The sequence below is a fragment of the Streptomyces sp. KLMMK genome, assembly GCF_036961605.1.
In the GTDB taxonomy this organism is placed as follows: domain Bacteria; phylum Actinomycetota; class Actinomycetes; order Streptomycetales; family Streptomycetaceae; genus Streptomyces; species Streptomyces telluris.
Window position 1 is genome coordinate 1 of the sequence record NZ_JBAMDC010000175.1, and the last position, 13,378, is coordinate 13,378.

Consider the following 13,378-nt stretch of genomic DNA (forward strand, 5'->3'; position numbering starts at 1 on the left):
ACCCCCCCCCCCCTCACCCCCCTCCCCCCCCCCCCCCCCCCCCCCCCCCCCGCCGCCGTACGGGCCGGGTGTGCGGGACGGGCGGCGGCTCAGCCGCGCACGCCCACGAAGAAGCCCGGCCCCGTCCCCTCGGACTCCACGTACTCCGCCTTTACCCCGGCCCGGGAGAAGGCCTCCTCGTACTGCTCACGGGTGAACAGCGTCAGCATGTCGACCTCGCTGCGGTGCTCCACGCCGCGGGCGTCCGCCAGGACGTAGTGGAGCTCCATGCGCACCATGTCACCCTGCCGGGTGGAGTGCGAGACGCGGGTGATGGTGCGGCCGTCACGCGTGAGTGCGTGGCCGGCCACGTACCCGTCCAGGAACGTCTCCGGGAACCACCACGGCTCCACCAGGACGACACCGCCGGGCACCACCGCGGCCGCCAGCGTCGCGACGGCCCGGTCCAGGTCCGCGGCCGAGCGCATGTACGCGATCGAGCTGAACATGCAGACGGCGGCGTCGAAGCTGCGCTCCGGCCGGAACGAACGCATGTCCCCGACGTGCAGCGGAACGCCCGGCAGGCGCCGCGCCGCCGTCGCCAGCATCGGCTCCGCCAGGTCCACGCCCTCCACGTGCGCGAACAGCTCCGCGAACGCCTGCAGGTGGATGCCCGTGCCGCAGGCCACGTCCAGCAGGGCGGCGGCGTCCGGCCGGTGCGCCCGGATCAGCCGGGTCACCTGGCCGGCCTCCGACCGGTAGTCCTTCTTGTCCTCGTACAGCAGGTCGTACATCTCCGCGGCGCGGTCGTTCTCGTACATGGGGTCCCCCCGGCTCCGTGACAACAACGACCACCCAGCCTGGCGGGCCCCCCTAGGGGCGCGCTCGACCCGCGCTCGTGTCAGCCGGCCGCGGCCGGCGCCTCGTCCTTCCCGCCGGCCCCGGCGTCCTGCGTCTCCTTCTCCTTCTTCTTCTCTTTCAGGAGGAAGGCCACGAGGAGCGCGCCGAGCATCACGCAGCCCGCCGTGATGTAGACCGTGTTCACCGCATCGGCCATGCCTTCCAGGACCGGGCGCGCCAGCCGCTCGTCGGCGTTCGCCAGCCAGGACGAGTCGTCGAGGTCGATGCCCCGGCCGCCGTGCTGCGCGGCTTCCAGCACCTGGGCGTTGGCCGGGTCGGCGAGCACCTGCGGATCGCTCTGCGCCGCCCGGAAACCGGCGTCCCCGGCCGCAGCGTGGAACGCGTCGGAGATCTTGTCGCCCACCACCGAGAACATGATCGACAGGAAGATCGCCACACCCGCCGTGGCGCCGATCTCCCGGAAGAACATGTACGCGGCGCTGGCCACGCCCATCTCCTCCTTGCGCGCCCCGTTCTGCAGCGTGATCAGCGTCACCGGGAAGCAGATGCCGATGCCCAGGCCCATGACCGTCGTGATCGCCACCAGCACCCACACCGCCGTGTCCGGTCCGACGAAGCCGCACATGAACAGCGACGCCGTCACCAGGGACAGGCCCAGCAGCAGGAACGCCTTGAACCGCCCGCTGCGGTTGATCACCGGTCCGAGGGTGCGGCTCGCGATGATCGTGCCCGCGGTCTGCGGCAGCAGCATCAGCGACGCGGCCGTCGGCGACATCCCCTTGACCATCTGCAGGTACAGCGGCAGGAAGATCAGCGACCCGAAGACGCCCAGGCCGACGATGATGTTCACCGAATTGATCACCGAGAAGGTCCGGGTGCGGAACAGCCGCATCGGGATGATCGCCGCGTCGCCCATCGCCGATTCCACCCGTACGAACAGCACCAGGCCGATCAGCCCCAGCGCGAACATCGCGAGCGACAGCGGCGTTCCCCAGCCCCACTCGCGGCCCTGCTCCGCCACCACCAGCAGCGGCACCAGGCACAGCGTGAGGGCGAACGCGCCCCAGTAGTCCACCTTCTGGACGGTGCGCACCCGCGGCATCGTGAACTTCGTCGCGACGACGATCAGCGCCAGCGCGCCGATCGGCAGGTTCACCAGGAACACCCAGCGCCAGCCGGCGATGCCCGCCATCTCCCCCATGCCGGCGAAGAAGCCGCCCAGCAGCGGACCCGCCACCCCGGCCAGGCCGAACACCAGCGAGAAGTAGCCCTGGTAACGGCTGCGCCGCTCGGGCGTCATCATGTCGCCCATCATCGCGAACGCCATGGTCATCACGCCGCCCGCGCCGATGCCCTGGACCGCCCGGAAGGCCGCCAGCTCGTACATCGACTGCGCCATGCCGCACAGCAGTGAACCCGCCAGGAAGACGACGATCGACATCACGTAGATCCGCTTGCGCCCGTAGATGTCGGAGAACTTCCCGAGCAGCGGCGTCGTGATCGTCGACGTCACCAGATAGGCCGTGGTCGCCCACGCCTGGATCGTCTGGCCGTGCAGCTCGTCGGCGATCGTCCGCATCGCCGAGGCGATGATCATGAGGTCGAGCGCGCCCAGGAAGAGCCCCAGCATCAGCCCGAACAGCACGGTCATGATGGCTTTGTGCGTGAGGCCGTCCCCCTCGCCCTCCTCGCCCTGGGAGCTCGCGGCGGCCGGCTGCGCGGTATTCGTCATGGCCTCACACCTGTTGTGGTAGTTGGTCGTTGGCGGTGTTCGCCGGTCGTGCGGCGGTTTTTGCCTATGCTTGAACCTCAAGGCGGCTTGAGGTCAAGAGCTGCCGGGTGAAGGTGTCAGGCTTTCGCGGCCAGTTCCTCCAGCCGCCCGACGACCTCCGACGGCGCCGGCATCGCCAGCGCCTCCTCGCGCAGCCGCGCCGCGGCCCGCCGGTACGCCGGATCGCCGAGCACCTCGCCGATCGCGGCCGCGATGGTCTCCGCGCCGTCGTCCTCGGCGCGGATCAGCTTCGCCGCGCCCAGCTCCTCCAGCCGTGCCGGGTACTCCAGGCCGCCGATGTGGGTCAGCAGGACCTGCGGTACGCCGTGGGCCATCCCCGTGAGCGTGGTGCTGCCGCCCGCGTGGTGCACCATCACGTCACAGGACGGCCCGGCCACGTCGAGCGGGATCCAGCCCGCGTGCGCCCCCGCCGGCAGCGGCCGCAGCTTGCCCGCCACCTCCTCCGGCGCCGCGATCAGCAGGTCGACGTCCAGCGGGGCGACCTCGCGCACCAGGCCCTGGAGGATGTCGAAGTCCTGCTCGGGCGTCACCCGGCTGCCCGCGCTCACCAGGACGCGCGGCCGGCCGTCGCGCCGGTGCATCCACGGCTCGACGGTCCGCTGGGAGGTGTACGGGACGTGGCGCACCGGCAGCGCCGGCGGGGCGTGCACGGGGCGCACGGACGGCGGGCAGGAGGAGAGCGTGAGGTCCGGGGCGGGCAGGGCGGTCAGGCCCGCCCGCTCCAGCTCCTCGCCGAGCTCGATCGTGGCAGCCAGGGTGACGACCAGCGGTTCGCCCATCTCGGTGCCGAAGCGAACGCAGGGCACGCGCGCGTAGTGCGCGACGAGCGGCGCCGCGTACGCCAGCACCCCGCCCACCACCAGGTCCGGGCGCCAGCCGTCCGCCAGCTCGCGGAGCCGGCCCAGGCAGTCCGCGGCGAAGCGGCCGAACATGCGGCCGATGGAGATCAGGGAGTCCAGGCCCGTCTCGGAGACCGGCGCGGCATTGCCCAGCGGGGGGATACGGAAGTCGGCCACGGTTCCGGGGGTGACCGCGAAGGCGGGCAGCCCGGCGTCCAGGATCAGCGGGACGACGGGCTCGCAGCCGGTCATGAAGACCTCATGACCGGCGTTACGGGCCGCCTGCGCGAGCGGGACGAGGGGAAAGAGCGTCCCCGCCCCGTTGCCGCCCACAAACAGAATCTTCATGGCCCCGACTGTCGGGGGCGGGCGTCGAGCCGCGCTCGACGACGCCTCGACCGGGCCGGTGCGGGCGTCGTGCGGTGCGGGCGCCGTCCGTCAGCCCAGCCGGGCGAGGGCCGCGACGAGGGCCTCCGGCGTGTCCGCGCTCAGATCCGGGTCCGGCAGGGCGTACAGGCCGAGCCCCTCCAGCTGCGGCGTCAGCTCGGCGGCGGCCGCGAGGGCCACGGCGAGCGGCTCGCCCGGGGCGGCGGTGAACAGCACGTAGGGCACCTTCGCGTGCGCCGCCACCAGCGGGCCGGCGAAGGCCGAAGACACGCCGACCACCGCGTCGGGCCGTAGACGGTCGGCGAGGCCGGGCAGGCCCGCCAGGCACCACGCGGCGAACCGCCCCAGGCAGCGGCCGCGCAGCACCCGGCCCTCGTGCGGGTCCTCGGGCACGGGGAAGGGGTTGCCGCCGGTGTCCAGGAACGCCTCCGCCGGCGTCCGCGCCGTCACCGCGGCCGTGGCGATCCCGGCCCCGGCGGCCGCCTCCGCCGCCCCGCCCAGGTCCGCGGCCCCGGCGAGGACGACTTCGTGCCCGGCCACGAGGGCGGCCCGCGCCGCGGCGACGAGCGGAAGAACCGCCTCCGGCGTGTCCCCGGCTACGAAAAGAATCCTCATGGCGGCCATTCTCACGAGCCGTCATGGAACGTCACTCGACGCGGCGTCGAAACCGCGCCCGCGCCCGGCCTCAGATGTTGTACGTGTTCTGCGCCCGCTCCAGGCCGTCCACGATCAGCGCCTCCACGGCGTCCGCGGCCCGGTCCACCTGGTAGTCGAGCTCCTTGCGCTCGGTGGACGAGAAGTCCTTGAGCACGAAGTCCGCCACCTGCATCCGGCCGGGCGGCCGGCCGATGCCGAACCGCACCCGGCAGTAGTCCGGGCCCAGGGCCTTGGTGATCGACTTCAGGCCGTTGTGGCCGTTGTCGCCGCCGCCGAGCTTCAGCCGCAGCGTCCCGTAGTCGATGTCCAGCTCGTCGTGGACGGCGATCACCCGGTCGGCGGGCACCTTGTAGAAGTCGCGCAGCGCGGCCGTCGGCCCGCCGGACAGATTCATGAACGACATGGGCTTCGCGACCACGACCCGGCGGCTGGAGAGCCCGGGCGCGCCGAGCCGGCCCTCGACCACCTGCGCCCGCGCCTTGTGCGCCTTGAACTTCGCGCCCATGCGCTCCGCGAGCAGGTCCGCGACCATGAACCCCACGTTGTGGCGGTTGCCCGCGTACTCCGGCCCGGGGTTGCCCAGGCCCACGATCAGCCAGGGGCTGGAGTCGTCCGTCATCTGCATGTCTCCTTCATAGCCAACCGCTCAAAGCCGACCGCCGCCCCACTCCGGTGGAGCGGGACGGCGGTCGAAAGAAAAGCCGGGAGGGGCGAGGATCAGGCCTCGGTGCCCTCGGCCGCAGCCTCGGTGGAACCGGCGACGACGTGCAGGACGACGGCGTCGGCGTCGACGGCCAGGGCGACACCGGCCGGCAGGACGATGTCCTTGGCCAGGACGGAGGCGCCGGCCTCCAGGCCCGCGATGGAGACGGTGATGGCCTCGGGGATGTGGGTGGCCTCGGCCTCGACCGGCAGGGCGGTCAGGGTGTGCTCGAGCAGGTTGCCGCCGGGGGCCAGGTCGCCCTCGGTCTGGACCGGGATCTCGACGGTGACGGTCTCGCCGCGCTTGACGACCAGCAGGTCGACGTGCTCGAGGAAGCCCTTGAGGGCGTCACGCTGGATGGCCTTGGGGATGACGAGCTCGTCGCGGCCCTCGATGTCCAGGGAGAGCAGGACGTTCGGGGTCTTCAGAGCCATCATCAGGTCGTGGCCCGGCAGGGTGACGTGGACCGGCTCGCCGCCGTGGCCGTAGATGACGCCGGGAACCTGGTTGGCGCGGCGGATGCGGCGGGCGGCGCCCTTGCCGAACTCGGCACGGACCTGGGCGGGGATCTTGATCTCAGCCATGGTGCACTCCTCGGAGGTGTAGATCGATGGGCCGTTACCCGGCCACATACGGACCTGCTACGAAGAGCGCGTCGATAACGGACCGCCGCACATGAGTGCGGCCTCCCTCGCCGAGCAACTCGTGGAGTGTACCCGGCGGGGGAGGCCGCTCAGAAATCGATCAGGGCCGTGCGATCACAGGCCGATCGTTTTTGCAGCCGGCAGGTCAGGGCTGCCGGAGGCTCACTGCTCCTCGAAGAGGCTCGTGACCGAGCCGTCCTCGAAGACCTCGCGCACGGCGCGCGCGATCGTCGGGGCGATCGACAGCACCGTGATCTTGTCGAGCTCCAGCTCACCCGGGGTCGGCAGGGTGTTGGTGAAGACGAACTCGCTCACCTTGGAGTTCTTCAGGCGGTCCGCGGCGGGGCCGGAGAGCACACCGTGCGTGGCCGTCACGATGACGTCCTCGGCGCCGTTGGCGAACAGGGCGTCCGCGGCGGCGCAGATCGTGCCACCGGTGTCGATCATGTCGTCGACCAGGACGCAGACGCGGCCCTTCACGTCACCGACGACCTCGTGCACCGTCACCTGGTTGGCGACATCCTTGTCACGGCGCTTGTGGACGATGGCGAGCGGGGCGCCGAGGCGGTCGCACCAGCGGTCGGCGACGCGCACGCGGCCGGCGTCCGGGGAGACGACCGTCAGCTTCGAGCGGTCGACCTTGGCGCCCACGTAGTCGGCGAGGATCGGCAGCGCGAACAGGTGGTCGACCGGGCCGTCGAAGAAGCCCTGGATCTGGTCCGTGTGCAGGTCGACCGTGAGGATCCGGTCCGCACCCGCCGTCTTGAACAGATCGGCGATCAGGCGGGCCGAGATCGGCTCACGGCCGCGGTGCTTCTTGTCCTGGCGGGCGTAGCCGTAGAACGGCACGACCACGGTGATGGAGCGGGCCGACGCGCGCTTCAGCGCGTCGATCATGATCAGCTGCTCCATGACCCACTTGTTGATGGGAGCCGTGTGGCTCTGCATCAGGAAGCAGTCCGCGCCACGCGCCGACTCCTGGAAGCGGACGTAGATCTCGCCGTTGGCGAAGTCGAATGCCTTGGTCGGGACCAGGCCGACGCCCAGCTGGTGCGCGACCTCCTCGGCAAGCTCGGGGTGGGCGCGGCCGGAGAAGAGCATCAGCTTCTTCTCGCCGGTCGTCTTGATCCCGGTCACAGCACAGTCTCCTTGGATGTCGCTTTGTGTGCGCTTATCACGGTACGCCCCGCACGGCGCACCCGTGTCACGGTCACTGCTCGCCGTCGGTCTCCCGGCGAGCGGCGGAAGCGGCCTGTGCGGCTGCGCTTCCCGGGCGCTTACGTGCCACCCAGCCCTCGATATTCCGCTGCTGTCCACGTGCGACGGCCAGCGAACCCGGGGGCACATCCTTGGTGATGACCGAGCCGGCGGCGGTGTACGCGCCGTCCCCGATCGTGACCGGAGCCACAAACATGTTGTCCGATCCGGTGCGGCAGTGCGAGCCGATCGTCGTGTGGTGCTTGTTCACACCGTCGTAGTTCACGAAGACGCTCGCCGCGCCGATGTTGGAGTACTCGCCGATCGTCGCGTCACCGACGTACGACAGGTGCGGCACCTTGGTGCCCTCGCCGATCTCGGCGTTCTTCATCTCGACGTACGCGCCGGCCTTCGACTTCGGGCCGAGCTTCGTCCCCGGGCGCAGATAGGCGAAGGGGCCGACGGTCGCGCCCGCGCCGATCAGCGCCGAGTCCGCGACGGTGTTGTCGACGCGGGCGCCGGCGCCCACGGCGGTGTCCGTCAGGCGCGTGTTCGGCCCGACCTCGCTGCCGGTGGCCAGGCTGGTGGCGCCGGTCAGCTGGGTGCCGGGGTGGACGAGCACGTCGGGCTCGAAGGTGACGGTGACGTCGATCCAGGTCGACGCCGGGTCCACGACCGTGACGCCGCTCATCATCGCCGCGTGCAGCAGCCGCTCGTTGAGCAGCTTGCGGGCCTCGGCGAGCTGGACACGGTTGTTGATCCCCAGGATCTCCCGGTGATCGCCGCCGACCGCGGCGCCGACGCGGTGCCCGGCCTCGCGCAGGATGCCCAGGACGTCGGTCAGATACTCCTCGCCCTGGCTGTTGTCCGTGCGCACCTTGCCGAGCGCGTCCGTCAGCAGCTGGGCGTCGAACGCGAACACCCCGGAGTTGATCTCCCGGATCGCGCGCTGCTCGTCCGTGGCGTCCTTGTGCTCGACGATCGCGGTCACGGCGCCGCTGCCGTCCCGGACGATCCGCCCGTAGCCCGTCGCGTCGGGGACCTCGGCGGACAGCACGGTGACGGCGTTGCCGTCGGCGGCGTGGGTGTCGCTGAGGGTCTTGAGCGTGGCGCCGGTCAGCAGCGGGGTGTCGCCGCAGACGACGACCACGGTCCCGTCGAGGGCGATCCCGCTGTTCGACAGCTCCTCGAGGCCCATGCGCACGGCGTGGCCGGTGCCGTTCTGCTCGTACTGGACGGCGGTGCGGACCTCGGGGTCGATCTGTGCGAGGTGCGCGGAGACCTGCTCGCGTGCGTGCCCGACGATCACGACGAGGTGCTCGGGGTCCAGCTCGCGGGAGGCGGCGACGACGTGGCCGACGAGGGAACGTCCGCAGATGGCGTGCAGGACCTTGGGGGTCGCCGACTTCATGCGGGTGCCCTCACCCGCTGCGAGAACGACGACGGCTGCCGGGCGGTTGGCGCTCACGGGTGTGCCCTTCGGCTTCGGGTGGTGGACATCCGAAGGATACCGGTGCGTTTTACTGCTGAAACGCGGGCGGGTCCCGACCTGGCGGTCGAGACCCTCCCCCACAGACCTGTAACGGTCATGGGGGTACCCCCACATTCAGCTCCCGGGGAAGGAATCGAACCCTCATTCAATGAACCAAAATCATTTGTCCTGCCATTAGACGACCCGGGATGGTTCGCCCGTGATGCCCGATTCACTTGATCGGGCGCGCTTGCAGCCAACACTATGCCGTACGGGCGCCCGTCGACGCGACGGTGCCGGGCACCCCGGCCGGGCCGCGAGGGCGGGAACGGCCGGGAAATGGGGTGGCGGGCTTCCGTAGTCTGGGTGGTATGACCACAACGGGGGCAAACGCGGAGGCGGGCGCGCGCGGCGCGCCGGACGGGCCTTGGTGGTGGGCGCGGCGGCGCAGCATGGTGTTCGACGTCGTGCTGGCGCTGGTGTCCGCCCTGGAGTGCGCGGCGGAGGGCGCGGGATTCGCGGACGAGCACGGGGGCCCGTTGGCGCTCGGCATCGTGGTGGGGGCGCTCGTCGGCGGCACGCTGCTGTTCCGGCGCCGGTGGCCGGTGGCCGTGGTGCTGCTGGGCATCGCGATCACCCCGGCCGAGCTGGGCTTCCTGCTCGGCATCGTCGGTCTGTACACGCTGGCCGCCTCGGACGTGCCGCGCCGGCTGACCGTCTTCCTCGCCGGTGTGTCGGTGGCGGGGACGTTCCTCGTGACGTTCATCAAGTTCCAGCGCGACATAGCCGCCGGGGAGGGCTACCAGCCCGGCCCCTGGATGATGCTGTTCTTCGCATCGCTGGTGGCGCTGGGGCTCACGGCACCGCCGGTGCTCCTGGGGCTCTACGTGGGGGCGAGGCGGCGGCTCGTGGAGAGCCTGCGGGAGCGCGCGGACGGCCTGGAGCGCGAGCTGTCGCTGCTCGCGGAGCGGGCCGAGGAGCGCGCGGTGTGGGCCCGCAACGAGGAGCGCACGCGGATCGCGCGCGAGATGCACGACGTGGTGGCGCACCGGGTGTCGCTGATGGTCGTCCACGCGGCCGCGCTGCAGGCGGTGGCCCTGAAGGACCCCGAGAAGGCGTCGCGGAACGCGGGCCTGGTGGGCGACATGGGCCGGCAGGCGCTGACGGAGCTGCGCGAGATGCTCGGCGTGCTGCGGACCTCCTCCGAGGGCATGGTGCCGGAGGCGTCCTCGGCGGCGGACTCGCGGCGGCTCGCGGAGGTCGCGGCGGCGGCCTCGGCGCGGGTGTCCGCGGGTGTGGGCGCCGCTGCCGCGGGCGGGACCGCCGCCGAGGTGAGCGAGCCGTCTGCGTCCGGTGACGGTCCGTGTCTGGACGGCCTGGAGGATCTCGTCGGCCAGTCACGGGCGGCGGGCATGGCCGTCGAGCTGTCCGTGGAGGGCGTGGAGCGGACGTACGGCGCACGGGTGGAGAGCACGGCGTACCGCGTGGTGCAGGAAGCGCTGACCAACGTCCACAAGCACGCGCCGGGGGCGAAGGCTGTCGTGCGCGTGGCGCACCGCGGGGACGAGGTCGCGCTGCAGGTGGAGAACGGGCCGTCGGAGTGCGGCGCCGCCGCGCCGGGCCTGCCGAGTGGCGGCAACGGCCTGGTGGGGATGCGCGAGCGGGTCTCGGCGCTGGGCGGGGTCTTCGTGTCGGGTGCCACGGACGCGGGCGGCTTCCGGGTGTCGGCGGTGATCCCGGCGGTCACGGAGAGCGGGGCCGCGCCGGCCTGAGGCCTGCGCGACGGGGCCCGCCGGCCCGGAGCCCGGACGGCGGGGGCCCGCCGGTCCGGACGAGGCCGGTTCCCGCCCGGCTTCCGGCCGGTTCGCGTCGCTCCGGTCAGCGGCGTCCCATGCCCGCCGACAGCCGCGAGGGCCGGGTGCCGTTGACGAGCGTGGCGATGGCGTGGTCGATGTCCGAGCCGAGGTACCAGTCGCCGGTGTGGTCGAGGCTGTAGACGCGGCCGTGGGCGTCGATGGCGAGCAGCGCCTGCCCGTCCGCCTCCTGCCCGAGCGGGCACACCTCGGCCCCCAGCGCGCGCCCCAGGTCGGCGACGGTGCGCGCGAGGTGGAGCCCGTGCAGCGGGTCGATGTGGAAGGGCGTGGGGGCGATGTGCCGCCCGGCCCCGGTCCCGGCGATGTGCAGGCCCCCGAACTCCGCCCAGGCCTCGACGGCGGCCGGGAAGACGGTGTGCCGGTGCCCGGCCGGGGAGGTGTGGGCGCGCAGGGCGTCGGCCCAGTTCTCGGCGGCCTTGATGTCCCAGCGCCCGGGCTGCCACCCGGCCTCGCGCAGGGCGGCGTCCACGGCGGCGGGGAAGCGGGTGGCTGCGGTGCGGTCGAAGGCGCGCATGCCGTTCAGCCCCTGTCCTTGGTGAGGGAGGCCTTCGTGGCGGCCTTGGAGATGGCGGCCTTGGCGGGGGAGGCCTTCGCGGGGGCGGAGGGGTCGACGCTGCGCACGCCGAAGTGGCTCAGCAGCTCCGTACAGGAGCGGCAGGGCGCGGCGTACGCGCCGTGCCGCGGGTCGCCCTCCTCGCGGATGTGCCGGGCGGTGAGCTTGGCGTGCTTGAGGGCGCGCCGGGCCTCGCCGTGGGTCAGCGGTTTGCGGGCGGCGCGTTTGCTGCGCGCGCTCTCGAAGGAGCCGAGGAAGCGGGTCAGAAGGAGCGCCTCGGGGCAGCGGCCGGTGAAGCGCTCGCGCCGGTCGCTGGTGAGGGTGTCGAGGAAGTCCTGGACCAGCGGGTGCAGTGCGGGAGGCACCTCGGCCTTGCCCCCGGTGCAGGTCAGCGTCTCTCCGCGGACGGAGAGGGCGGCGGCCACGGCGGGCAGTATGCCGTCCCGGCGGTGCAGCAGGGCGGGGGGCCGGTCGGCGTCCTCCGTGCTCCAGGTGAGCCGGGGATCGCCGGAGGCCGCCGTGCCGTGGTCGTCGGCGGGCGGTCGGTCCTGAGTCGTGTGCATGGTGGTTCTTCCCTCCCTGCAATCCCCCTGTTGCGGAGGTCAGCCTGCCAAACGGGACGGCAGGTGCGGAAGTCAGGTCGGGGTTGGCGGGGCGTCGTGTGATGTTCATGCGTCGGATGACCGGACCGGTGGGGCCGGCAGCGCGGCGGCAGGGAGGGGTTCACGGGGCGTGACGGCCGGGCCGGCGGCCGGGCGGCGGCGGTGCGGGCGGACCGGGGCGCGGTCCCCTCCTTGCGGTACCGCATAGGCTGTGCCGCACGGGGTGTTCTCGGCCATGGGGACACCGGCCGGCCGGGCCGCCCCGTGGCCCGGACGGGGGTCCGGTGACTCGCGGCGACCGCCGCGTTCGTCGGGGCCTTTCGGAGACACACAGTCAGCAGGGGGCTTCCGCCATGACGACAGGTCGGCTCGGGCAGCAGGCCGCGCCACCGAATGCGGCCTACGCCGGGCAGGTCGTGCACTTCCCGGACCCGGTCCGCGCCAGCCGCTATCCCAAGGGAGTGCGGATGGACGACGAGGGCCGTCCGGACTTCTCGCCGTACGCACGGGCCGCCGCGGAGATCGCGGAACCGCCCGAGGGCTTCGGCGTGGACGAGCTGCGGCTGACCGACTACGTGTCGGCGAACGCCGCGCTGCACGCCGCGGGCCACGAACTGTGGGCCAGCCTGCCCTCGGTAGCGACGCCGCACGGCTGGACGTGGCACCACGTCGTGGGCACGCGCCGGCTGGAGCTGGTGCCCGCAGAGGTGAAGGCGCTGCTGCGGCACCACGGCGGGCTGGCGACGGCCGCCGTGGACCAGGACAAGCGGGGCACGCGCCCGCTGCAGGAGACCCGGCCGGTGCACTTCGTGCTGCCGCAGCGGGACCTCGCGGTGACCGAGGAACAGGTGCAGGGCGTCGAGGAGGACCTCGGCTACCGCCTCCCGGGCGCGTACCGGGCGTTCCTGAAGGCCGCGGGCGGCTGCGCCCCGGTGGGCGCCGCGCTGGACGCGGAGCTGGGCCTGCTGATCGACCAGCCGTTCTTCACCGTGCGCGACGAGGCGGCCGTGAACGACCTCGTCTACGTCAACAAGTGTCTGCGCGACCACTTCACCAAGGACTATCTGGGCGTGGGCTTCGTCCAGGGCGGCGTGCTCGCCGTCAAGGTGAAGGGCGAGGCGATCGGTTCGGTGTGGTTCTGCCCCTACGACGACGCGCGCGACCAGGACGGCTGGACGGTGCAGGAGCGGGTGGAGCGTCTGCTGCTGCCCTGTGGTGAGGACTTCGACGTGTTTTTGTCGCGCTTGGCGGGTGGTCCGCCGGAGCTGGAGACGGTCGCCGGCCTGATGGTGGACGGCGGCTTCGCCTACGCCGTCCCGGTGGAGGGGTGAGCGCGCGGTGGTGACGTTCGCGCAGGCGCAGGAGCGCGGTGAGCGCTGGGCCAACGGTGACGTGCCGGCGTACCAGCACCGGGAGGTGCGGGTCCGCGAGTTCGACCTGGGCTTCGTGGTGTGGGCCGAGGACCGCGAGGACGGTCCGACGTCGGACGGCGGCCTGGTCCGGCTGGTGATCGCCCGGGACAGCGGGGAGACGACGCTGTGGCCGGCGCTGCCGGTGGGCGAGGTCATCCGGCGCTACGAAGAGGAGTACGGGGCCGTGCCCGTGGAGGAACCGGAACCGTCCGACGCGCCGCCGAAGCGGCTGGACCTGAACGCGACGTCGTTCCTGCTGAGCCCGCCGCAGTGGCTGCAGGACGCGGCGGACGCGATGGGGATCCCGGACCGCAGGACCGACGGGGGGACTTCGGGCGGTACGTCCGGCGGTGCGTCCCGTACGTCCGACACGTCCGGGGGCTCGGCCGCGGCGGCGCGTTCGGGGG

Annotated in this window: 12 protein-coding genes, 1 tRNA gene and 1 pseudogene; 3 read left to right on the top strand and 11 right to left on the bottom strand. The window is 72.4% G+C overall.

Going from position 1 to position 13,378, the window contains the following annotated elements:
- Positions 1-89 precede the first annotated feature (89 nt).
- From V7793_RS22505 to V7793_RS22545, 9 genes are all read right to left on the bottom strand, one after another.
- The gene (locus V7793_RS22505; protein ID WP_336009267.1) at positions 90-800 is read right to left on the bottom strand and encodes a class I SAM-dependent DNA methyltransferase; all 711 of its coding nucleotides are present in this window, start codon (positions 798-800) and stop codon (positions 90-92) included.
- Between the two features lie 80 nt (positions 801-880).
- A complete protein-coding gene (locus V7793_RS22510) occupies positions 881-2,572 on the bottom strand; it encodes an MDR family MFS transporter (RefSeq protein ID WP_336009268.1) in 1,692 nt (563 codons plus the stop codon).
- Between the two features lie 116 nt (positions 2,573-2,688).
- Complete coding sequence (locus tag V7793_RS22515) at positions 2,689-3,819, bottom strand: glycosyltransferase (RefSeq protein WP_336009269.1); 1,131 nt, start codon at positions 3,817-3,819, stop codon at positions 2,689-2,691.
- A 90-nt stretch (positions 3,820-3,909) separates the two neighbouring features.
- A complete protein-coding gene (locus tag V7793_RS22520; RefSeq protein ID WP_336009270.1) occupies positions 3,910-4,473 on the bottom strand; it encodes a hypothetical protein in 564 nt (187 codons plus the stop codon).
- Between the two features lie 70 nt (positions 4,474-4,543).
- Positions 4,544-5,134 (bottom strand): aminoacyl-tRNA hydrolase, encoded by a 591-nt coding sequence (pth, locus tag V7793_RS22525; RefSeq protein WP_336009271.1) that lies wholly within the window; start codon positions 5,132-5,134, stop codon positions 4,544-4,546.
- A gap of 98 nt (positions 5,135-5,232) precedes the next feature.
- Entirely contained in the window at positions 5,233-5,802 is a 570-nt protein-coding gene (locus V7793_RS22530) for a 50S ribosomal protein L25/general stress protein Ctc (RefSeq protein ID WP_336009273.1), read from the bottom strand.
- Positions 5,803-6,024: 222 nt separating this feature from the next.
- Complete coding sequence (locus V7793_RS22535) at positions 6,025-6,999, bottom strand: ribose-phosphate diphosphokinase (RefSeq protein WP_168093189.1); 975 nt, start codon at positions 6,997-6,999, stop codon at positions 6,025-6,027.
- A gap of 73 nt (positions 7,000-7,072) precedes the next feature.
- Entirely contained in the window at positions 7,073-8,527 is a 1,455-nt protein-coding gene (gene glmU / locus V7793_RS22540; protein WP_336009275.1) for a bifunctional UDP-N-acetylglucosamine diphosphorylase/glucosamine-1-phosphate N-acetyltransferase GlmU, read from the bottom strand.
- 142 nt (positions 8,528-8,669) lie between these two features.
- Positions 8,670-8,740 (bottom strand) — tRNA-Gln (locus tag V7793_RS22545).
- Positions 8,741-8,901: 161 nt separating this feature from the next.
- On the opposite strand from V7793_RS22545, the gene V7793_RS22550 reads away from it, so the two are divergent.
- The gene (locus V7793_RS22550) at positions 8,902-10,302 is read left to right on the top strand and encodes a sensor histidine kinase (protein ID WP_336009278.1); all 1,401 of its coding nucleotides are present in this window, start codon (positions 8,902-8,904) and stop codon (positions 10,300-10,302) included.
- 106 nt (positions 10,303-10,408) lie between these two features.
- On the opposite strand, the gene V7793_RS22555 is transcribed toward V7793_RS22550, so the two are convergent.
- Both V7793_RS22555 and V7793_RS22560 read right to left on the bottom strand, forming a co-directional pair.
- Positions 10,409-10,918 (bottom strand): SUKH-3 domain-containing protein, encoded by a 510-nt coding sequence (locus V7793_RS22555; protein WP_336009280.1) that lies wholly within the window; start codon positions 10,916-10,918, stop codon positions 10,409-10,411.
- A 5-nt stretch (positions 10,919-10,923) separates the two neighbouring features.
- Positions 10,924-11,520, bottom strand: coding sequence for a YwqJ-related putative deaminase (locus V7793_RS22560; protein ID WP_336009282.1), 597 nt, complete (start codon positions 11,518-11,520; stop codon positions 10,924-10,926).
- A 392-nt stretch (positions 11,521-11,912) separates the two neighbouring features.
- On the opposite strand from V7793_RS22560, the gene V7793_RS22565 reads away from it, so the two are divergent.
- Entirely contained in the window at positions 11,913-12,890 is a 978-nt protein-coding gene (locus V7793_RS22565) for an HNH endonuclease (RefSeq protein ID WP_179081196.1), read from the top strand.
- A gap of 7 nt (positions 12,891-12,897) precedes the next feature.
- A pseudogene (locus V7793_RS22570) lies at positions 12,898-13,378 on the top strand (SUKH-4 family immunity protein); the annotation flags it as partial.

What these genes read in the sequence shown, in the direction of transcription:
- V7793_RS22505 (WP_336009267.1), bottom strand. Translation starts at nt 800, where the DNA reads ATGTACGAGAACGACCGCGCCGCGGAGATGTACGACCTGCTGTACGAG.
- V7793_RS22510 (WP_336009268.1), bottom strand. Translation starts at nt 2,572, where the DNA reads ATGACGAATACCGCGCAGCCGGCCGCCGCGAGCTCCCAGGGCGAGGAG.
- V7793_RS22515 (WP_336009269.1), bottom strand. Translation starts at nt 3,819, where the DNA reads ATGAAGATTCTGTTTGTGGGCGGCAACGGGGCGGGGACGCTCTTTCCC.
- V7793_RS22520 (WP_336009270.1), bottom strand. Translation starts at nt 4,473, where the DNA reads ATGAGGATTCTTTTCGTAGCCGGGGACACGCCGGAGGCGGTTCTTCCG.
- pth (WP_336009271.1), bottom strand. Translation starts at nt 5,134, where the DNA reads ATGACGGACGACTCCAGCCCCTGGCTGATCGTGGGCCTGGGCAACCCC.
- V7793_RS22530 (WP_336009273.1), bottom strand. Translation starts at nt 5,802, where the DNA reads ATGGCTGAGATCAAGATCCCCGCCCAGGTCCGTGCCGAGTTCGGCAAG.
- V7793_RS22550 (WP_336009278.1), top strand. Translation starts at nt 8,902, where the DNA reads ATGACCACAACGGGGGCAAACGCGGAGGCGGGCGCGCGCGGCGCGCCG.
- V7793_RS22555 (WP_336009280.1), bottom strand. Translation starts at nt 10,918, where the DNA reads ATGCGCGCCTTCGACCGCACCGCAGCCACCCGCTTCCCCGCCGCCGTG.
- V7793_RS22560 (WP_336009282.1), bottom strand. Translation starts at nt 11,520, where the DNA reads ATGCACACGACTCAGGACCGACCGCCCGCCGACGACCACGGCACGGCG.
- V7793_RS22565 (WP_179081196.1), top strand. Translation starts at nt 11,913, where the DNA reads ATGACGACAGGTCGGCTCGGGCAGCAGGCCGCGCCACCGAATGCGGCC.